We start from the raw sequence: 17,895 nt of genomic DNA, 5'->3' as shown, positions 1-17,895 counted from the left end.
GGCTAATCGTTCATATTAAAGCAATATTCTGCCGAAGCGGTTTCAGACCGGGCCCTGAGCCGTGCCGCTCACCGTCCAGGTCTGTCCCTTGCCGAGCAGCTTGGCGAGATTGGCTTCCTTGCCTTCGCTCGCCGCAGCCTTTTCGGCCATAGCGGCAGCTTCGAAGGTCGGACGTGGATCGTCATAAAGCACGCCGAGCGCCATCGGGAATGGACCGAATGGCATTTCGACCAGCATATGCGCGATCGAGCGATTTGTGACATCGTGCACGATCACCTTCGCCGCTTCCCAATCGCCATCAGTCACATCGACCACTTCGAGGCTGAGAGTGTCATGGTTCAGGGCGATGCCCTTGGCGCCGCCGGCGAACAGCATGGGCTGGCCGTTTTCGAGCCAGAGCTGCTGATCTTCCGCGCCCTTGGGTGCCGCGAAGTCGTTGAACACATCCTTGTTGTAGACGATGCAGTTCTGGAAAATCTCGATAAACGCAGCGCCCTGATGGCCATGGGCCGCCTTCAGTACATCGGGAAGGTTCTTGGACACGTCGAACCCGCGCCCCACGAAGCGCGCCCCGGCACCGAGCGCAAAAGCGGCTGGACGTGCGGGATGATCGTAACTGCCGATGGGGGTCGAAGGCGACTTGGTCCCTTCCCGGCTGGTCGGCGAAGCCTGGCCCTTGGTGAGGCCATAGATCTCGTTGTTGAACAGCATGATCTGCATGTTCACGTTTCTGCGAAGAACGTGCATCAAGTGATTGCCGCCAATCGACAATCCGTCGCCATCACCGGTCACCAGCCAGATATCGAGCTCCGGATTGGCCAGTTTCGCGCCCGTCGCAAAAGCGGGCGCACGGCCGTGGATGGTGTGGAAACCGTAGCTCTCGACGTAATAGGGAAACCGGCTGGAACAGCCGATGCCGGAAATGAAGACGGTGTTCGCCGGATCCGCGCCAAGCTGCGGCAATGTGCGCTGCACGGCCTTGAGGATCGCATAGTCCCCGCAACCCGGGCACCAGCGAACTTCCTGGTCGGTTTCCCAGTCCTTGAGCGTGGTTTCGATCTTTACAGGAGCGTTCATTCTGCGCCTCCATCGGGGCTCGGCAACTGGTCGTCGTTGACCAGGACCTGCCCGCCTTCGTTATCGGGAATGCCATCGAAATATTTGCCGATCGCTTCTTCCAGTTCAGCGATCTGGAACGGCTGGCCGCTGGTCTTGGTCAGCGGCTGCGCATCGACGAGGAACTGGTCGCGCAGCACGGTCTTGAACTGCCCGGTGTTCATTTCGGGCACGAGGATGTTGTCGTATTTCCGCAGCAGCTCGCCGGTGTTGGAAGGCATCGGCCAGATGTGGCGGACGTGGATGTGGCTGACGTCCATACCCTTGCGGCGGCAATTGTCGACCGCGCGGCGGATCGGGCCGAAGGTCGAACCCCAGCCGACCACGGCCAGTTTGCCGCCGGCATCGTCGCCGTCCGGGCCGAGAGTGACGCCTTGCGGGGCCAGCTCCTTCGCGATCCCGTCGATCTTGTTCTTGCGCGCATCGGTCATGCGCTGGTGGTTGTCGGGCGAATAATCGATATTGCCGGTAAGCTCGTGCTTCTCGATCCCGCCGATGCGATGCATCAGGCCCGGTGTGCCCGGCTTGACCCAGGGGCGTGCGCCCTTCCCGTCCCGCTTGTAGGGCAGGAAATTCTCACCGTCATTGGGCTGGTCGAGGAATTCTACCGGGAACGGCGCGAAATCGGCCGGGTCCGGCACCTTCCACGGTTCGGCGGCATTGGCGATGTAACCATCGGTCAGCAGCATGACCGGGGTCATGTACTGTACCGCGATCCGGCAGGCCTCGATCGCGCATTCAAAGGCATCGCCCGGGCTGCTGGCAGCGATCACCGGCATCGGCGCATCGCCATTGCGGCCATAGACCGCCTGATAGAGATCGCTCTGCTCGGTCTTGGTCGGCAGGCCGGTGGACGGGCCGCCGCGCTGCGAATTGACGATGACCAGCGGCAGTTCGGTCATGATGGCAAGGCCCATCGCCTCGCCCTTGAGCGCAATACCCGGTCCCGACGAGGAGGTTACGCCGAGACTGCCGGCATAGCTCGCGCCGATGGCGGCACAGATCGCGGCGATTTCGTCTTCCGCCTGGAAGGTGGTAACGTCGAATTCCTTGAGCCGTGCCAGATGATGCAGGATCGCAGAAGCAGGGGTGATCGGATAGCCGCCGAAGAACATCGGCATTTCGGCAAGCTGCGCGCCTGCGACGAGGCCGAGGCTGACGGCTTCGGCACCGGTGACGGTCCGGTAGAGACCGGGGTCGCTAGGCACAGGTTCGATATGAAGCTGTTTAAGCGGGCCAGACAGTTCCGCCGTTTCGCCATAGGCATGGCCCGCGTCGAGCGCGGCGATATTGGCGTCGGCAATATCGGGCTTGGACTTGAACTTGCCCCTCAGCCAGTCGTGGATCGGCTCGCGCGGGCGATCGAACATCCACAGCGCAAGGCCGAGCGTCCACATGTTCTTTGACCGCAGAGCATCCTTGTTGCCGAGGCCATAAGGCTTGACCGCCTCGATAGTCTTTTCGCTGATGTCGAAGGCGAGCACATCGAACTTCGCCAGGCTGCCATCCTCCAGCGGATTGGCATCGTATTTCGCCTTGTCGAGGTTGCGCTTGGTAAAGGCACCGGTGTCGGCGATGATCAGCCCACCAGGCTTGAGCGCTGCTAGGTTCACCTTCAGCGCGGCGGGGTTCATGGCGACCAGCACATCGGGCGCATCGCCCGCGGTGTTTATTTCGCGGCTGCCGAAATTGATCTGGAATGCCGAAACCCCGAACAGCGTCCCTTGAGGAGCGCGGATTTCTGCCGGAAAATCGGGAAAGGTCGCCAGATCGTTGCCGGCCAGCGCAGTCGACAGAGTGAACTGCCCGCCGGTCAGCTGCATGCCATCGCCAGAGTCGCCGGCGAAGCGCACGACAACGCTTTCGGGATTTGCGGGGAGGCCGTCCTGGGTCAGGTCGGCGTCATTCGGGGCGACTGTCGCCATCCGGATCTTCCTTGTCTGCACCGCCAGTTTGCGGTGCCGTTTCTTCTGGGATGCGCCACCTAGGCCCCACCCCATCCTCTCGCAATGAAGTTTCTCTGCTAGGCCAAAAAAGACGCATGGAAAAGCGCTGTGAACAGGCTAAGTCCCGAAACGCAACGCAACTGGGAGAGATACCGATGGCCGATACCGAACATTACGTCCGCGACGATGTGCGCGGGTTTCTCGACATGCTCGAACAGATGGGCGGAAAGGGCGTGGAAGAAGTCGGTGCCGACGAAGGCCGTGCCCAGATGCGCGCCATGAGCGCAGTAGCCGAAGCAGAACCGCGCGCGATGGCGGTCCAGAAGGATCTGACCTGCCCCGGACCTGCCGGCCCGGTTCCCATCCGTTTCTACGACGTGAAGGCCGAACGAGGCCCCAGCCCCTGCGTGATTTTCATCCACGGTGGCGGCTTCGTGATCGGCGATCTGGACGTCTACAACGCGCTGTGCACCGAGATTTCGCATCATCTCGACCTGCCGGTGGTATCGGTCGATTATCGCCTTGCACCCGAAAATGCCTTCCCCGCTGCGCCCGACGATTGCGAAGCGGTGGCACGCTGGGTTGCATCATCGCCGGACGAGCTGGAGCGCGACATTACCGGGTTGATCATTACCGGCGACAGCGCGGGCGGCAATCTGACGATCGTCACCACCAACCAGCTTATGCGCGATCCCGCAGCTGTTCCGGTGATCGTCCAGGCGCCGATATATCCGGTGGCAAGCGACGTATCGAAGCACAAGAGCTTCTCGCTGTTTGCAGATGGCTTCTTGCTGACCGGCGCGGCGATGGCGTGGTTCACCGACCAGTACAAAGGCGATGCGAACGACCCGCGTCACACCCCGATGGTAGGCGACTGTTCCAATACGCCGCCGACGGTTCTGTGCACCGCGGGGCTTGATCCGCTGCGCGATTCCGGCCGGGAATACGCCGCACACCTGGTGCAACTCGGCACGGAAGTGGTCTTTCTCGAGTTCCCCGGCATGATCCATGGCTTTACGACGCTGCGAAAAGCGATACCGAGCGGCCAGACCGATCTCGAGGCCTTCCTCGATGCCGTGAAATTGATGGTGGAGCGTTACAGGTGAGCGAACTCGGGTACCGACCCTGCGTGGGCGTGATGCTGGTGAATGGCGATGGCAAGGTATTCGTCGGCCGCCGCATCGACAACAAGGAAGGCGACTGGTGGCAAATGCCCCAGGGCGGCGTCGATGAGGGCGAAGACCTCAAGGATGCCGCCTTGCGCGAACTGGGCGAAGAAACCGGTGCCAGGCCCGAGCACGTTACGATCCTGAAGGCGATGGATGAGCCGATACGCTACGATCTGCCGGAAGAACTGATCGGCAAGCTGTGGGGCGGGAAATATCGCGGGCAGGAACAGGTCTGGTATTTCGCCCGCTTCAACGGCGCGGACGAAGATATCGACCTGGAAGCGCACGATCCGCCCGAATTCTGTGACTGGAAATGGGTCGAACCCGAGCAGCTCCCGGAGCTGATCGTTCCGTTCAAGAAACGCGTTTACCGCACCGTGGTCGATGCCTTTCGCGAGCTGGTCTAGCTCAGTTCTGCTGCGTCGCCCCATCTTCGGGCAGCACTACTTCGGCCGTCTGAACGCGCTTGGGCGGACCGGCGGCGATGCTGGCGGAAAGCTGTTCGGTTTCGGCGCAGTTCTGGCCGCACATCGATTGGAGCTTGGCCAGATTGCCCTTGGCCTTTTCGACCGCGCCCTTTTCAACCATCGCCTCGCCTTCGCCCGCAAGGGCGGCGAGGTTGCGCGGATCCCGGTCTAGCGCTTCGCGGTAATAACGGATTGCCTTGCCCTGCAACTGGTCCGCACGCGCGGCTTCGGCGAGATGGAGAAGGATCGGCGTGTAACCGGGATCGACGGCGAGCGCGGCTTCATACGCATCGATCGCGCCCTGAACATCGTTCTGCGCAAGAGCTGCTTCCCCTTCCGCGATTAGCACCGCGGCGCGCTGAGCCGGTTCGCGTTGATCTGCCCAACCCACGCTCGAAGTTGCGGCAAGGGCCAGCGAAAGGGCAGCGGCGGCGGGTGCGAAACGCATGAGAGTCTCCAGCGGGGTATTCCGTCCAATGGGCGGCGTATCAGCCATAATCGGTATGGCTAACATGTTCATTCTGCACAGGCGATGAAAAAACCGTCGGTGCCATCATGAAACGGTGACAGGCGTATTCCTTTCCCGCGCGGGCGACCAAGAGGAAGGGTCAGCTCTTTCGGCCGAAGTTCGGAGTGGCGGCCGAGGAAGGCATCGAACTGCCCCGCCCCTTCTTCGTCCAGGAGGGAGCAAGTGACATACACGATCCGACCGCCAGGCTTGACGAGTTTCACCGCCAGATCGAGCAGGTAGGACTGGATGTCGGTAAGGCGGGCCAGTTCCTTTTCGTCGAGACGCCAGCGGGCTTCGGGATTGCGCCGCCAGGTGCCGGTGCCCGAGCACGGCGCATCGATCAGGACCGCGTCCGCCTGCCCTGTGAAATCTGCAAAAGCGTCAAGTTCCTGCGCCGGATTTAGCAGGATCGTCTGAATGTTCGTCGCCCCGGTCCGCTCGGCGCGCGGGGCAAGGCGAGACAGGCGATTGCGGTCCGTATCCGAGGCGATGAGACGGCCCAGATTATCCATCGCGGCAGCAAGAGCGAGCGTTTTGCCGCCGCCGCCAGCGCAAAGATCAATTACGGTTTCGCCCGATTGCGCCGCGACCGCCATGCAGGCGAGTTGCGAACCCGTATCCTGTACTTCGATCGCACCATCGCGAAATGCCGACCATTGTTTCACCTGGGTGCCCGGCTCCACCCGCAACCCATTCGGCGCCGCGGTCGTGATGGCAGGTGCCGGAAGCTCCAGAGTGGCGCGGTCGGCCTTGAGCGTATTGACCCTCAGATCGAGAGGCGCGCGTTCGAGCAGAGCCTCTGTTTCCGGCCCTGCCATATGGGATGCGGCCAAGCGCTGTTCGAGCCATTCGGGAGCAACCCCGCCCGGGGCTGCGCTTTCCCCGTCGCGAACGACCGCGGGCCCGTAGTTCGATCCGTCGAATAGAGCCGGAATGTTCTCGTCGACCTCGCCGAGGCGCAGCATAGCGGATCGCCCGCTTGCCGGCATCGGGCCACAGGCGCGGATAGCGGCAAACACCAACTCACGGATGGCACGGCGATCTTTCGATCCGGCGAACCGATTGTTGCGGAACCATTCCGCAAGGATGCGATCGGCCGGCGCGCCTTTGTTGCGCGCGGCTTCGATGATGCTGTCGAGCAGCTCTATCGAAGTCTGAACCCGTGCGGCGGGGGTCATGGCCTATCGCGTCGGATAGTTCGGCGCTTCCCGGGTGATGGCCACGTCGTGGACATGGCTCTCGGTCAGACCCGCATTGGTAATACGCACGAATTTTGCATTCTTGCGCAAGTCCTCGATCGAAGCGCTGCCGGTATACCCCATGGCCGCCTTTATTCCGCCGACGAGCTGGTGGATCACAGCACTTGCGGGGCCTTTGTAGGGCACCTGGCCTTCGATCCCTTCGGGTACCAGCTTCTGCTGACTTACGTCCGCCTGGAAATAGCGATCGGCGCTGCCACGCGCCATCGCACCGACGCTGCCCATGCCGCGATAGCTCTTGTAGCTGCGCCCCTGATAAATGAAGGTTTCGCCCGGGGCCTCTTCGGTTCCGGCGAGCATCGATCCGACCATGATCGTCGAAGCACCTGCGGCAAGCGCTTTCGCTGCATCGCCGCTGGTGCGCAGACCACCATCGGCAATGGCGGGTACACCAAGCTTTTCTGCTTCTTCCACGCAATCCATGATCGCGGTCAGCTGGGGTACGCCAACACCGGCCACGACGCGCGTGGTGCAGATGGAGCCGGGGCCGATGCCCACTTTCACGGCATCGGCACCTGCGCCGGCAAGCACCTTGGCCGCTTCGCCCGTGGCAATATTGCCGGCAATGACCTGAACGCTGTTGGAGAGCTTCTTCACACGCTCGACCGAACGAGCGACATCGCGGTTATGGCCGTGGGCCGTGTCGATGACGACAACGTCCACTTCGGCATCGATCAGCGCTTCGGTGCGTTCGAAACCCTTGTCGCCAACAGTGGTTGCTGCGGCAACGCGCAGGCGCCCGGTCGCATCCTTGGTTGCATCGGGATAGGCCACGGCCTTCTCGATATCCTTGACTGTGATCAGACCAACGCAGCGCCCGTTATCGTCCACAACCAGCAGCTTTTCGATGCGCCGTTGGTGAAGCAGCTTGCGCGCTTCTTCCTGGCTGGTGCCGAGCGGCACGGTAGCGAGGTTTTCGGTGGTCATCAGTTCGCTGACAGGCTGGCGCGGATTTTCCGCGAAACGAACGTCGCGATTGGTCAGTATTCCGACCAGCTTGCCGCTGCGATCCGTGACAGGGATCCCGCTGATGCGATGCTTGGCCATGATTTCCTGAGCCTGCCCCAGCGTTGCATCCGGGTGGATGGTGATAGGATTGACCACCATGCCGCTTTCATACCGCTTTACCGCGCGAACAGCGGCGGCCTGTTCGTCGACCTCGAGATTGCGGTGAAGAACGCCGATCCCACCCAATTGCGCCATGGCGATGGCCATGTCGGCTTCCGTCACCGTGTCCATCGCGGACGAGATGACGGGGATATTCAATGCGATTTCGCGCGTCAGCCACGTGGTCGTATTGGCCATGGATGGCAGGATCTCACTCTCCGCCGGTACAAGAAGTACGTCGTCGAAAGTAAGACCGAGGGGAATGTCGAGATGTGCCACGTAGAGAATCGCCTGCCGGAGGAAATGTGGCGGCCCATGTAACGACGGTTTGTTGCGGGCGCTAGTGGCTCAGGCCGAGTGGCTCCCTGCCGAGCTGCTACGGCGATGCCAGTACAGGCGCCCCAGCACCAGCAAAGCTCCGACAGGGAATAGAAAACGGATCAACACTGGTTCCCAGCTTCCGTCACCAGTCGAGAAGGACACGGTCGGCAATGCGATTCCGAAGAACCAGTACACTTCCTCTGGCGTCGACCAGACCGTTACTGCACCTCCAACCCCGACGAAGGCGAGAACCATCCACAACGGCTTCAGTGCGAGCCCGGGTTCGCGCAGCGCCAGCACCATTGCAGTCAGGCTGACCAAGAGGCACGCGAAAGCCGCGGCGAGGAAAGCGGTGAGTGACAAAGATACGATCTGTCAGTCCGCCGTCCAGCCGCCATCCACGCTCCAGTTGGCGCCGTTTACATTCTGCGCCTCGTCACGGCACAGGAACACAGCCATCGCGCCGATTTCCGCCGGTTGAACGAATTTCTTGGTCGGCTGTTTGGCGAGGAGCACCTCGTTCATAACCTGCTCGCGTGTCATGCCGCGCGCCTTCATCGTGTCCGGAATCTGGTTCTCGACGAGAGGCGTCCAAACATAGCCGGGGCTGATGCAATTGGCCGTCACGCCGTGCTCCGCCACTTCCAGCGCCACCGTCTTGGTGAGGCCGTCCAGCCCGTGTTTGGCTGAAATATAGGCGCTCTTGAACGGGCTTGCGACCTTGGAATGGGCGCTCGCAGTATTGATGATACGGCCCCAGCCCTTAGCCTTCATCCCCGGGATTGCGAGGCGCGTGGTATGGAACGCGGCGGTCAGGTTCAGCGCGATGATCGTATCCCACTTTTCGACCGGGAAATCTTCCACCGGTGCAACATGCTGCATACCGGCATTGTTCACGAGGATGTCGATCCCGCCCGCTTCTTCCATCATCGCTTCGATCTGCGATACGTCGGTCAGATCGGCCCCGCTGTGAGTTGCGCCCAGCTCGTCGCACAGTTTCGCGATCTCGCTATCGTCCCCGAAGCCGTTGAGTACGACGCTTGCGCCTTCGGCTGCGAGCGCCCGTGCGATCGCGAGGCCGATGCCGCTGGTCGACCCAGTGACGAGTGCGCGCTTACCATCGAGAAACATTTGAACCTCCGGCCGTTATAGGGAATATCGATTCAGGCCATCGCGCACATAGTGAGCGCTGTAAAGCCGACAGCACAGGGGGAACGGATGCGGCTAAATCCTTTCGATACCGGTAATATCAATGTCCGATCGAGCGGCGGAGGCATGCCCGGCGGCAAGGCGGGCGGTATCGGTTGCGGCACGATCATCATCGCGGCGCTGGGCTATTTCGTTTTCGGCCTGGATCCGATGCAGACTGCGGGAATGGTCGAGAGCGTGCAGCAAGGTCAGCAGCAGGCTGGGCCGGCCAATACCAATGAGCAGGAAGTCTGCACCAGCAGCGAGTATGCGACCGAAGCGTGTAATGCCCTGACATCGCTCAACACAACGTGGTCCCAGACCTTCCGTGATCAGGGATACGATTTCCAAGAGCCTACGCTCGACCTGTTCGGCGGCGGCGGCGTCCGTACGAAAGGGTGCGGAAATGCATCTTCGGCAGTCGGCCCGTTCTATTGCCCGGCAGACCAGACAATCTATATCGATACGAGTTTCTACGACACGCTGGAAAGGCAGTTGGGCGCTGGCGGGGATTTTGCCCGTTATTACGTTCTCGCCCACGAATACGGCCATCATATCCAGACGATAACGGGCATTTCCGACCAAATGCGCAGCCTTCAGCAGCGGAACCCGCGCCGGGCGAACCAGCTTCAGGTGCTGATGGAATTGCAGGCAGATTGTTACGCGGGTGTATGGGCCGGGAAGAACCGCAATCTGATCGAACCGGGCGATATCGAAGAAGGCATGAACGCTGCGGCCGCCATCGGCGACGATCGGCTAACGGGCGGACGGGTCTCGTCTGAAAATTTCACCCATGGTACCAGCAAGCAGCGCAGCGACGCGCTGCGCATGGGTCTGCAAGGTGATGACCGGGCCTGCGATCGCATCACGAACGTAGGCTGACCGTACTTCGAAAACCGAAAAGGGCGCGGCACAATGACCGCGCCCTTCGTCTACGCGCCTGTGGGGGACCTAGCGCGAAAGTCCGGAGATTTCGGCGTCGAGTTCACGCAGCGCTTCTGCGCGCTGACGATCGGAAAGGTTGCGCTCGAGGGCGAGTGCCTGCCGCGCAGCCTTCAGCGCCTTGAGTGCAATGCGATCGCCATATTCTTCGCAAACATACATGGTGGTGCGGCCCTGAGCGTCGGTGACCGATGTAACCGGCGCATCGTAACCGCGGCACTGGTTCACGACGCGCGGCGCCGAAGCACGGGCACGCGCAGCTACTGCGCGAGCCTGCACGCCTGCCGCGGTGGCCGATGCCATTGCGACCCGCATTTCGGAATTGGCGCGCGCTTCTGCTGCCCGCTCGCGAGCCAGCTCTGCGGCTTCTATCCGAAGTTCGCGCTGCTCGCTCAGGCGCTCCTGCAGATCGCTGTTCCGCTCTGCACGGTCTGCTTCCAGTTCGGCCATTCGCGCTTCGTGTTCTGCCATGGCTGCCTGGTGATCCGCTTCGTCGCCTGCGGTCATTTCCGACCATTCACTATCGCCGTAACGCACAGTCCGCCGCTCGGTCACATTGCCGTTGTCATCCACGCGCTCAATGCGGACCGTGCGATCGCCAGGTTCGACTGCCGCAACTTCCTGGGGCGATAGAGGCGCCGAAGGTGCAGCTGGCGAAAGCGGAGAAGCGGGAATCTGCGATTTGGTGGAGGGCGCAGCAATTGCTTCGGAATAGTAGACGCTGGCAGTCATCGGCAAAGCGACCAGAGCAGCCGCGACCGTGCCGCGTGCCACCAGGCGGCGCCGGCGCGAATGGTCCGTCATCGGCAGACTACGCAGGCGATGAATGATCGATTTGTCGCCGAGCACCGGACAGGCCATCGGCGCAGCCAGAGCGGGTCGCGGGGCAGGCCCGGAGCGGCGGGCATAGTCGGCGATAACCGCCGCATAGGCCGCCCGTTCGTCACGGCTGCGGCTGGCGACTACACGGGCGTCGCAGAATGCTTCCTGGTCCCGGCGCATGGCCGTCCAGCCCATCCAGCCGAGCGGATTGAACCAGTGCAACGCAAACAGCGGCTGGATCAACATGTTTGCAAGTATGTCGTGTCCGCGATGGTGGGCCACTTCATGCGCGATAGCGAGATCGCGGACCTGCCGTTCGCGGCTGACCATGAAGCCATCGGGAAGCGCAACGACCTTGTCTAACACGCCGAAAGCCATGGGACCTGAAATCGCAGGCGTTTCGATGAGGCGGATATTGCCCACCTCGCCCACCGGCCGCGCATCCACGAGCAGTTCCCTGCGCAATTCGCCATAGAGCCAGAAGCGACGGCCCATGAAGATCGCCGCGCCGACCAGCCAAACTATCACCAACGGAACCACGAAATCGATGGGAGAGCTCGCCGGCATCGGCATCGCCGGCGCGACGAATTCGGTGTAGGAAAAGCCGACGTCCACACCGGGTGCAGAAACCAGCCCCGACCGGACAGGCTCTATCAGTGCCCCGCTCTCGGACGAGGCAGGCCGCATCCATGCCGGAAGGGTCACGGGAGGGAATAGCAGACGCGCGAGTGGCAGAAACCAAAGGGCGTAGGCCGCGCCCGCACCAAGGTGCTTTGCCACGGGGCGGCGCAAAAGTAGCGCCAGCGCGATGAGACCACCGGTCCATAACAGCGTGTCGAAAAGGAACAGTTCCCAATAATCGCGAACAAGTTCGGTCATTTGCGCATCTCCCTCAAGAGCGCCTCGATTTCGGCAAGATCGTCATCGGTCAGCGCTTCGCTTTCCGCAAGCTGCGCAAACAATGGAGCTGCACGGCCACCAAATAGTCGATCGACAAGGCGACGGCTTTCGCCTCCGACATAATCGGAGCGTTCGATCAGCGGGCGATATAGAAATTTGCGTCCGTCGGGTTCGGTGCCGACAGCCTCTTTCTGAACCAGGCGACTAAGCAAGGTCTTTACCGTAGCGATGGACCAGTCGCGTTCGTCACAAATGGCGTCGCAGACGTCGGTCGCGGACACGGGGTTCTTGTCCCACAACACTTCCATAATGGCGTGCTCGGCATCGCTGATCCGCTCACCGGTATCCTTGCGCCTGGACATTGCCTGCTCCCATTGGTTCGATTGCTAGCGAAGTTTATATCGACTTCGATTACGCATGTAAACACTCGATTCCGTGTGATCATCGGTCTGGAACCACCTCCCCCGCGGTGCGCTGGGGAGAATACTCGACCAATAGGAAACCGGACCCGATGAACGACGACGATCGAAATGCCATTCTTGCCGCGCCGCAACTCCGCCTCGTCGGGAGTGTCGACGAGGCCATGTATGCCGAATTCCGCGATCAGCTGAGCGCAGCACCGAAGGAAGGCCTGCTCGTGATTGCGCTCACCACCTTGGGCGGAAATCCGGAAATCGCGAGAACGATGGCCGACGACGTTCGCCTCCTCCGCAATGCCGGTCGGACGATCTATTTCCTCGGAAAATCCGCTGTCTACTCGGCGGGCGCGACATTCATGGCCGGATTTCCCGTAGAATGCCGCTACATGACCGAAGATTCCTCGCTCCTTCTGCACGAGCGCCAGATTGCGAAGACGATCCAGTTAAACGGGCCGCTGAAAAGCTGCATTGCTCAGCTCAAAGCAGCGTTGAACGAAATCGAACATTCGATCGCCATCGAAGAACAGGGTTTCCGGGCGATCGTGGACGGGGCCGACGTCGAGTTCGAGGAGGTCCGCGACAAGGCGCCGGACAATTGGTACATTGGATGCAAGGAAGCCGCGGAGCGCGGCCTTATTGCGGGTGTGATCTGACAGGCCACCATGTCATGCTGACGGCATGATCCGTCGATTCGCCCTCGCCGCCGCCGCTCTACTGGTTACGTCTCCGGTTTTCGCCCAAAGCGAGCCGGAGGTACAAAGCCGTGAGTATGCCACGCAACTCGTCCTGATCGAGACCACGATGGGCGATATTACGGTATCGATCGAGACCGAGCGAGCGCCGGTCACCGCGGCAAACTTTCTCCGCTATGTCGACGAGGATCGGTTCGACGGCACGCATTTCTACCGCGCAATGCACCTCGATTGGGGTGAACCTCCCAACGGCTTGTTGCAGGGAGGCACGCAGATGAACCCTGATCGCGTCCTCGATCCGATCGCACATGAGCCGACCAGCCAGACGGGACTGAGCCACACGAATGGCGCACTATCGATGGCGCGCTACGATCCCGGGACGGCCACGGGCGACTTCTCGATCATGATAAAGGACCAGACGGGTCTCGATGCCGATCCCACCTCATCCGATCCCAATCTTCAGCTGGGCTTCGCCGTCTTCGGTTATGTCGTGGACGGTATGGATGTCGTGCAGGCGATCCATGCGTTGCCGCCCGACCCAGAAAAGGGAGAGGGCTGGATGAAGGGGCAATTGTTGGCAGAGCCTGTCGAAATCGTGGATATGCGCCGCGTAGAAGCCACCCAGCCCGACTAGCACACCTCAGCGGTGTTTAGCGGAGGCGGCCCCGGAGGGACTCGGGCGGGATGCATGTAGAATGGGTCCGACTCAAGTTCGTGGCTGTCGCCGTAAGCTTCGGCCAGGACCGCATAGAGCTGCGGATCGTAATCGGCCAGATCGCGAGCGTTCAGTATCCGGCGTCCATCGAAGGCCTGGAGACGGTTCGAATTGAACCAGAACTGCGTTCCTTCCGCCCAATATTCCTGTATCGTCGTGGTGTTGTATTCCTCAAACCACAGGTCGTTTGCCAAGGCATTTGCGTAGGCTGCCGTGACCCTTTCATAAAGGACCGGATCTGCACCCTCGATCGCGAACAGCACATTGTGGGCAAATTCGTGAACGAAGATCGTCTCGCCCCAATACCGGCTTATCGGCAGGCCCAAAACGTCCTCTTCGGACCCGACCATGCGTTCACCCCCGATTCCCCGCGCCCGTTCGTCCCAATATTCCCGGTCGGTCTTCGAGCCGATCCGTTCGTCGTAATGCTTCAGTTCGCATCGGGTCAGGCGCGGATCGTCACGGGCCGGCTTGGTCCAGTTCGCATTTTCCGGCAAATCAAGCAGCGCTTCGTCGCGGGAAATGAGCGCGATGCGATAATCGTTGGAAACGAGCCATGCCGCGAGATCGGGCCGGTGAGCGAGCATGCCGCGGACCATGTCGCGTGCCGCGAAAAGTGCCGCGTCCGGGACGCGGGCGGAGGAGAGGATAGGTATGCCCGCCGCGTCCACGTGCTTGCGGTAGAAAGGATCCGCCGCAAGCCGCGCGGTCGGCGCAGCTGCGATCGTTGCGCAGGCCGTCAGCAGCGTCGCAGAAACGATAGTGGCGAGAAACCGCATTGCCACGCCTAATCGTCGGGACGTTCCTGAGACAGTCGGCTCATCAGAATGGCTGTGCGCTGTGCCTGCCGAATGATGGAGCGCAGTTCGATCGTCTCACCTTCCGCGTGGCTTCCGGTGCCGGCCGGTCCCATTCCCGCGAGCCCATCGGTGTAGGGTGCAACGAAGCTGATATCGGCCGCCCCGCGAAGCGAAGGAGGATAAGGTTGCATCGCTTCGCGACCCAAGTCCGCGTTGATCAGATTGAGCTTGTCCAGCAACGCACGGTTACCATCGGTCGGTGCCATCGGGGGATAGCGAAACTCGATGGCAATCTGCGCCTCGGTTCCGGGGAGGTGGTCGGCAACGATAGCCCGCATTCTCTCGGCTACACGCTCGTTCTGTTCCTGCGTCAAAGCGCGCAGATCGCCGCGGGCTACCGCGGTAGAGGGAATGATGTTCGTCTTGCCGCTAGTGGTGGCAGAGAGGCCGTCTTTGGATAAATGCGCCGGTGTCCCGCCGGCCATAAAGCCTACATTGTAGGTCAGATCTTCCTCGGCCAGCTCCCTGCGAAACGTATCGAGAATACGGGCCATTTCATAAATCGCGCCATAGCCTGCGTACTCCGAGAAAATCCCCGAACTGTGGCCGCTTCTCGCGCTGGTGGTCAGCGTCCAGCCTCCGGATGATCGCCGTGCAATGACGCCCATGTCCTTGCCGTCGCGGATCGACAAACCTTCGAAGCCGAGCGCTACATCAGACCATTTTCCCGCTTCGACCAGATCCTTGCGCGCCGCTTCGAGCGGTTCACCAGCATCTTCCTCGTCCCCTGTCAGCGCGACGACGATATTGGCATCGTCGAGCGTGCCGGCCTGTTTCATAGCGCGGAGAGCGGCAATGATTACGACGATCCCGCCCTTGTCGTCCAGAATGCCGGGGCCGACCGCAGTGTCACCCTCGCGAACGAAGCCGGTGAACGGAGAATCGGGCTCGAACACGGTATCCAGATGCCCGATAAGCAGCATCTTGGTGGTGCCAGCCACACCATCATGGCGCGCAAACAGATGCCCCGCTCGCCCATTGCCCGATTGGTCGATCCATTCGGTCGTGAAGCCAAGCGCTTCGAATTCCGGGATGAGCGCATCGGCAACAGCCTTCACCCCCGCATGATTATGCGACCCCGAATTGATCAAGGTTATCTCTTCGAGCAGCGCCACATCGCTTTCGAACCCGTCCTCGACGGTTGCAACGATAGCTTGCTCTGCGGGCTGGAGTTGCGCGGCAGCGGGGGCGGCGGCGAACGCCGCGACACCCGCGGCGAATGCCACCACCCTCGCTCGCATCAATAAACCCGCTTTTTCGGTTCGATATATTTCACGTCATCGGTCAGCGTGTATTCGTGGACCGGACGGTAGTCGATCTTCACGCCGCCGCCGTTGCCGCCCCAGCCGTCGAACCAGGCAATGGTGTGCTTCATCCATTCGGCATCGTTGCGATCGGGGTAGTCTTCGTGAGCGTGCGCGCCGCGGCTTTCCTTGCGGTTCTCCGCACTCGCCATGGTCACGTTCGCCTGTGCCATGAGATTGTCGAGTTCGAGCGTTTCGATCAGATCGCTGTTCCAGATCAGCGAGCGGTCGAAGACCTTCACGTCTTCCATCCGCTTGTTGATCGCCGTCAGTTCCTCGACGCCTTCAGCCAGGAGCTTGCTGTCGCGGAAAACGGCCGCGTGGCGAGTCATCGACTTCTGCATATCCGAACGCAGCTTGGCGGTCGGGGTGCTGCCATCGGCATAACGGAAATGGTCGAGACGAGTCAGGGCGAGATCGGCACTGTCGTTCGGCAGTTCGTCGTGGCTGGTACCCGGCTTGATCAGTTCCTTCAGGCGATGGCCAGTAGCACGCCCAAAGACGACGAGATCGATCAGCGAGTTCGAGCCGAGCCGGTTGGCGCCGTGCACCGACACGCAGGCTGCTTCGCCCACTGCAAACAGACCGGGGACGATCTTCTCGGGATCGCTGGTATCGCCCGCCATTACTTCGCCGTGGAAGTTACAGGGAATGCCGCCCATGTTGTAATGGACGGTCGGCGTAACCGGCAGCGGTTCGCGGGTCAGATCGACACCGGCGAAGATCTTTCCGCTTTCGGTAATGCCAGGCAGGCGTTGGGCCAAGACGGTCGGATCGATATGGTCGAGATGGAGGAAAATGTGGTCCTTTTCCGGGCCCACACCGCGGCCTTCACGCATTTCGAGCGCCATCGAACGGCTGACGACGTCGCGCGAGGCCAGATCCTTCGCGCTCGGGGCGTAGCGTTCCATGAACCGCTCACCTTCGGAGTTGGTCAGATAACCGCCCTCCCCGCGTGCGCCTTCGGTGATCAGTACGCCCGCACCGTAAATGCCTGTGGGATGGAATTGTACGAATTCCATATCCTGCAAGGGCAAGCCAGCGCGAAGCACCATGCCGCCACCGTCACCGGTGCACGTGTGCGCGGAGGTCGCAGTAAAATAGCAGCGGCCATAACCACCGGTTGCCAAAACCACGGCTTTCGAACGGAAACGATGGATCGTCCCGTCATCAAGGCACATGGCGATCACGCCGACGCAGACGCCATCTTTCATGATCAGGTCGAGCGCGAAATATTCGATGAAGAAATCCGCGTCGTACTTCAGGCTCTGTTGATAGAGCGCGTGCAACATGGCGTGACCGGTACGGTCGGCCGCGGCGCAGGTACGCTGCACCGGCGGGCCCTCGCCCATGTTCTGCATGTGCCCGCCGAACGGGCGCTGGTAGATCGTGCCGTCGTCGTTGCGGCTGAAGGGCACACCGGCGTGCTCCAGCTCGTAAACCGCCTGCGGTGCTTCGCGGACCATGTATTCGATCGCGTCCTGATCCCCGAGCCAGTCGGAACCCTTGACGGTATCGTACATGTGCCACTGCCAGTGATCGGGCGTGTTGTTGCCCAGGCTGGCGGCGATGCCCCCTTGCGCGGCAACCGTGTGCGAACGCGTCGGGAAGACCTTGGTGATGTTCGCGGTCTTGAGGCCACTTTCGGCTGCACCCATGGTAGCGCGCAAGCCCGAACCGCCCGCGCCCACGACGACCACGTCATACGTGTGATCGGTGATCGGATATTCGCGTCCGTTGATGCTGAAAGTCTGATTGAAAGCCATCAGGCGGCTCCTCCAAGGGCGAGGCGTGCTATCGAAACAAGGCCGAACGCGCCGCCGCCGATGGTTGCAAGGTTGAGAAGGGCGAGGACGCCGAACTTGGTTCCGGCGTCGTGGACATAGTCTTCGATCAGCACCTGCAAGCCGATGCGTGCGTGCCAGAAGACCGAGATTATAAGCAGCGCCAGTGCCGTGGCGGGCAACGTCTGCGATGCCCAGCCCGTGACGGTGGCGAAGCTGTAATTCGGCAGCAGCGCGAGGCTGACCGCCAGAAACAGTGCGAGGACCAGATTGCCGATCGCGGTGAAGCGCTGCAGCAGCCAGTGATGCGCGCCTTCGTGTGCCGAGCCCAGCCCGCGCACGCGTCCGATGGAGGTTCCGTTACCCATGGGTC

General features: G+C 61.4%; 18 protein-coding genes. 5 read left to right on the top strand and 13 right to left on the bottom strand.

The window, feature by feature from the left end; translation table 11 throughout:
* Positions 1–42 precede the first annotated feature (42 nt).
* Both KYK83_RS09355 and KYK83_RS09350 read right to left on the bottom strand, forming a co-directional pair.
* Complete coding sequence (locus KYK83_RS09355; protein WP_222828028.1) at positions 43–1,077, bottom strand: 2-oxoacid:ferredoxin oxidoreductase subunit beta; 1,035 nt, start codon at positions 1,075–1,077, stop codon at positions 43–45.
* Entirely contained in the window at positions 1,074–3,041 is a 1,968-nt protein-coding gene (locus KYK83_RS09350; protein WP_222828027.1) for a 2-oxoacid:acceptor oxidoreductase subunit alpha, read from the bottom strand. The genes KYK83_RS09355 and KYK83_RS09350 overlap by 4 nt, the downstream gene beginning before the upstream one ends.
* Positions 3,042–3,217: 176 nt before the next feature.
* Between KYK83_RS09350 and KYK83_RS09345 the strand changes: the two genes are divergently transcribed.
* Together KYK83_RS09345 and KYK83_RS09340 are read left to right on the top strand one after the other, a co-directional pair.
* Entirely contained in the window at positions 3,218–4,168 is a 951-nt protein-coding gene (locus KYK83_RS09345; protein ID WP_222828026.1) for an alpha/beta hydrolase, read from the top strand.
* On the top strand, positions 4,165–4,638 hold the full coding sequence (locus KYK83_RS09340; RefSeq protein ID WP_222828025.1) for an RNA pyrophosphohydrolase: 474 nt from the start codon (positions 4,165–4,167) through the stop codon (positions 4,636–4,638). The genes KYK83_RS09345 and KYK83_RS09340 overlap by 4 nt, the downstream gene beginning before the upstream one ends.
* A gap of 1 nt (position 4,639) precedes the next feature.
* On the opposite strand, the gene KYK83_RS09335 is transcribed toward KYK83_RS09340, so the two are convergent.
* The 5 genes from KYK83_RS09335 to KYK83_RS09315 all read right to left on the bottom strand — a co-directional run bounded on the left by KYK83_RS09335 (position 4,640) and on the right by KYK83_RS09315 (position 9,027).
* Positions 4,640–5,146, bottom strand: a complete 507-nt coding sequence (locus KYK83_RS09335) for a tetratricopeptide repeat protein (protein WP_196846012.1) — start codon at positions 5,144–5,146, stop codon at positions 4,640–4,642.
* Between the two features lie 68 nt (positions 5,147–5,214).
* A complete protein-coding gene (locus KYK83_RS09330) occupies positions 5,215–6,387 on the bottom strand; it encodes an RsmB/NOP family class I SAM-dependent RNA methyltransferase (RefSeq protein ID WP_222828024.1) in 1,173 nt (390 codons plus the stop codon).
* 3 nt (positions 6,388–6,390) lie between these two features.
* Complete coding sequence (gene guaB / locus KYK83_RS09325; protein ID WP_103023693.1) at positions 6,391–7,854, bottom strand: IMP dehydrogenase; 1,464 nt, start codon at positions 7,852–7,854, stop codon at positions 6,391–6,393.
* 69 nt (positions 7,855–7,923) lie between these two features.
* The gene (locus KYK83_RS09320; RefSeq protein ID WP_222828023.1) at positions 7,924–8,259 is read right to left on the bottom strand and encodes a hypothetical protein; all 336 of its coding nucleotides are present in this window, start codon (positions 8,257–8,259) and stop codon (positions 7,924–7,926) included.
* Positions 8,260–8,271: 12 nt separating this feature from the next.
* Positions 8,272–9,027, bottom strand: a complete 756-nt coding sequence (locus tag KYK83_RS09315) for a 3-hydroxybutyrate dehydrogenase (RefSeq protein WP_222828022.1) — start codon at positions 9,025–9,027, stop codon at positions 8,272–8,274.
* An 87-nt stretch (positions 9,028–9,114) separates the two neighbouring features.
* Here KYK83_RS09315 and ypfJ point away from each other — a divergent pair, with 87 nt between their 5' ends.
* A complete protein-coding gene (gene ypfJ, locus KYK83_RS09310) occupies positions 9,115–9,966 on the top strand; it encodes a KPN_02809 family neutral zinc metallopeptidase (RefSeq protein WP_222828021.1) in 852 nt (283 codons plus the stop codon).
* Between the two features lie 69 nt (positions 9,967–10,035).
* On the opposite strand, the gene KYK83_RS09305 is transcribed toward ypfJ, so the two are convergent.
* Both KYK83_RS09305 and KYK83_RS09300 read right to left on the bottom strand, forming a co-directional pair.
* Positions 10,036–11,727 carry a M56 family metallopeptidase gene (locus KYK83_RS09305; RefSeq protein WP_222828020.1) on the bottom strand — a complete coding sequence of 564 codons (1,692 nt, stop codon included), beginning with the start codon at positions 11,725–11,727 and terminating at the stop codon, positions 10,036–10,038.
* Positions 11,724–12,110: a BlaI/MecI/CopY family transcriptional regulator gene (locus KYK83_RS09300; protein WP_196846005.1), complete on the bottom strand. Its 387-nt coding sequence runs from the start codon at positions 12,108–12,110 to the stop codon at positions 11,724–11,726. Before KYK83_RS09300 ends, KYK83_RS09305 begins: the two co-directional genes overlap by 4 nt.
* A 149-nt stretch (positions 12,111–12,259) precedes the next feature.
* On the opposite strand from KYK83_RS09300, the gene KYK83_RS09295 reads away from it, so the two are divergent.
* Both KYK83_RS09295 and KYK83_RS09290 read left to right on the top strand, forming a co-directional pair.
* The gene (locus tag KYK83_RS09295) at positions 12,260–12,820 is read left to right on the top strand and encodes an ATP-dependent Clp protease proteolytic subunit (RefSeq protein ID WP_103023687.1); all 561 of its coding nucleotides are present in this window, start codon (positions 12,260–12,262) and stop codon (positions 12,818–12,820) included.
* Between the two features lie 25 nt (positions 12,821–12,845).
* Positions 12,846–13,493 (top strand): peptidylprolyl isomerase, encoded by a 648-nt coding sequence (locus tag KYK83_RS09290; RefSeq protein WP_222828019.1) that lies wholly within the window; start codon positions 12,846–12,848, stop codon positions 13,491–13,493.
* Here the strand turns inward: KYK83_RS09290 and KYK83_RS09285 are convergent.
* From KYK83_RS09285 to sdhD, 4 genes are read right to left on the bottom strand one after another with little or no spacing between them, the layout of a single operon-like run.
* The gene (locus KYK83_RS09285) at positions 13,490–14,353 is read right to left on the bottom strand and encodes a glycoside hydrolase (protein ID WP_248284374.1); all 864 of its coding nucleotides are present in this window, start codon (positions 14,351–14,353) and stop codon (positions 13,490–13,492) included. The two genes, KYK83_RS09290 and KYK83_RS09285, sit on opposite strands and share 4 nt — an antisense overlap.
* A gap of 8 nt (positions 14,354–14,361) precedes the next feature.
* Positions 14,362–15,675, bottom strand: coding sequence for a M20/M25/M40 family metallo-hydrolase (locus tag KYK83_RS09280; protein ID WP_222828214.1), 1,314 nt, complete (start codon positions 15,673–15,675; stop codon positions 14,362–14,364).
* Positions 15,675–17,504 carry a succinate dehydrogenase flavoprotein subunit gene (sdhA, locus tag KYK83_RS09275; RefSeq protein ID WP_196846001.1) on the bottom strand — a complete coding sequence of 610 codons (1,830 nt, stop codon included), beginning with the start codon at positions 17,502–17,504 and terminating at the stop codon, positions 15,675–15,677. Before sdhA ends, KYK83_RS09280 begins: the two co-directional genes overlap by 1 nt.
* The gene (gene sdhD / locus KYK83_RS09270; protein ID WP_103023683.1) at positions 17,504–17,890 is read right to left on the bottom strand and encodes a succinate dehydrogenase, hydrophobic membrane anchor protein; all 387 of its coding nucleotides are present in this window, start codon (positions 17,888–17,890) and stop codon (positions 17,504–17,506) included. The genes sdhA and sdhD overlap by 1 nt, the downstream gene beginning before the upstream one ends.
* Positions 17,891–17,895 lie beyond the last annotated feature (5 nt).

The organism is Qipengyuania pacifica, from assembly GCF_019857205.1.
In the GTDB taxonomy this organism is placed as follows: Bacteria; Pseudomonadota; Alphaproteobacteria; order Sphingomonadales; family Sphingomonadaceae; genus Qipengyuania; species Qipengyuania pacifica.
This window is presented reverse-complemented; position numbering and strand designations above follow the sequence as displayed.

What these genes read in the sequence shown, in the direction of transcription:
- KYK83_RS09355 (WP_222828028.1), bottom strand. Translation starts at nt 1,077, where the DNA reads ATGAACGCTCCTGTAAAGATCGAAACCACGCTCAAGGACTGGGAAACC.
- KYK83_RS09350 (WP_222828027.1), bottom strand. Translation starts at nt 3,041, where the DNA reads ATGGCGACAGTCGCCCCGAATGACGCCGACCTGACCCAGGACGGCCTC.
- KYK83_RS09345 (WP_222828026.1), top strand. Translation starts at nt 3,218, where the DNA reads ATGGCCGATACCGAACATTACGTCCGCGACGATGTGCGCGGGTTTCTC.
- KYK83_RS09335 (WP_196846012.1), bottom strand. Translation starts at nt 5,146, where the DNA reads ATGCGTTTCGCACCCGCCGCCGCTGCCCTTTCGCTGGCCCTTGCCGCA.
- KYK83_RS09330 (WP_222828024.1), bottom strand. Translation starts at nt 6,387, where the DNA reads ATGACCCCCGCCGCACGGGTTCAGACTTCGATAGAGCTGCTCGACAGC.
- KYK83_RS09315 (WP_222828022.1), bottom strand. Translation starts at nt 9,027, where the DNA reads ATGTTTCTCGATGGTAAGCGCGCACTCGTCACTGGGTCGACCAGCGGC.
- ypfJ (WP_222828021.1), top strand. Translation starts at nt 9,115, where the DNA reads ATGCGGCTAAATCCTTTCGATACCGGTAATATCAATGTCCGATCGAGC.
- KYK83_RS09305 (WP_222828020.1), bottom strand. Translation starts at nt 11,727, where the DNA reads ATGACCGAACTTGTTCGCGATTATTGGGAACTGTTCCTTTTCGACACG.
- KYK83_RS09300 (WP_196846005.1), bottom strand. Translation starts at nt 12,110, where the DNA reads ATGTCCAGGCGCAAGGATACCGGTGAGCGGATCAGCGATGCCGAGCAC.
- KYK83_RS09295 (WP_103023687.1), top strand. Translation starts at nt 12,260, where the DNA reads ATGAACGACGACGATCGAAATGCCATTCTTGCCGCGCCGCAACTCCGC.
- KYK83_RS09290 (WP_222828019.1), top strand. Translation starts at nt 12,846, where the DNA reads ATGATCCGTCGATTCGCCCTCGCCGCCGCCGCTCTACTGGTTACGTCT.
- KYK83_RS09285 (WP_248284374.1), bottom strand. Translation starts at nt 14,353, where the DNA reads ATGCGGTTTCTCGCCACTATCGTTTCTGCGACGCTGCTGACGGCCTGC.
- KYK83_RS09280 (WP_222828214.1), bottom strand. Translation starts at nt 15,675, where the DNA reads ATGCGAGCGAGGGTGGTGGCATTCGCCGCGGGTGTCGCGGCGTTCGCC.
- sdhA (WP_196846001.1), bottom strand. Translation starts at nt 17,504, where the DNA reads ATGGCTTTCAATCAGACTTTCAGCATCAACGGACGCGAATATCCGATC.
- sdhD (WP_103023683.1), bottom strand. Translation starts at nt 17,890, where the DNA reads ATGGGTAACGGAACCTCCATCGGACGCGTGCGCGGGCTGGGCTCGGCA.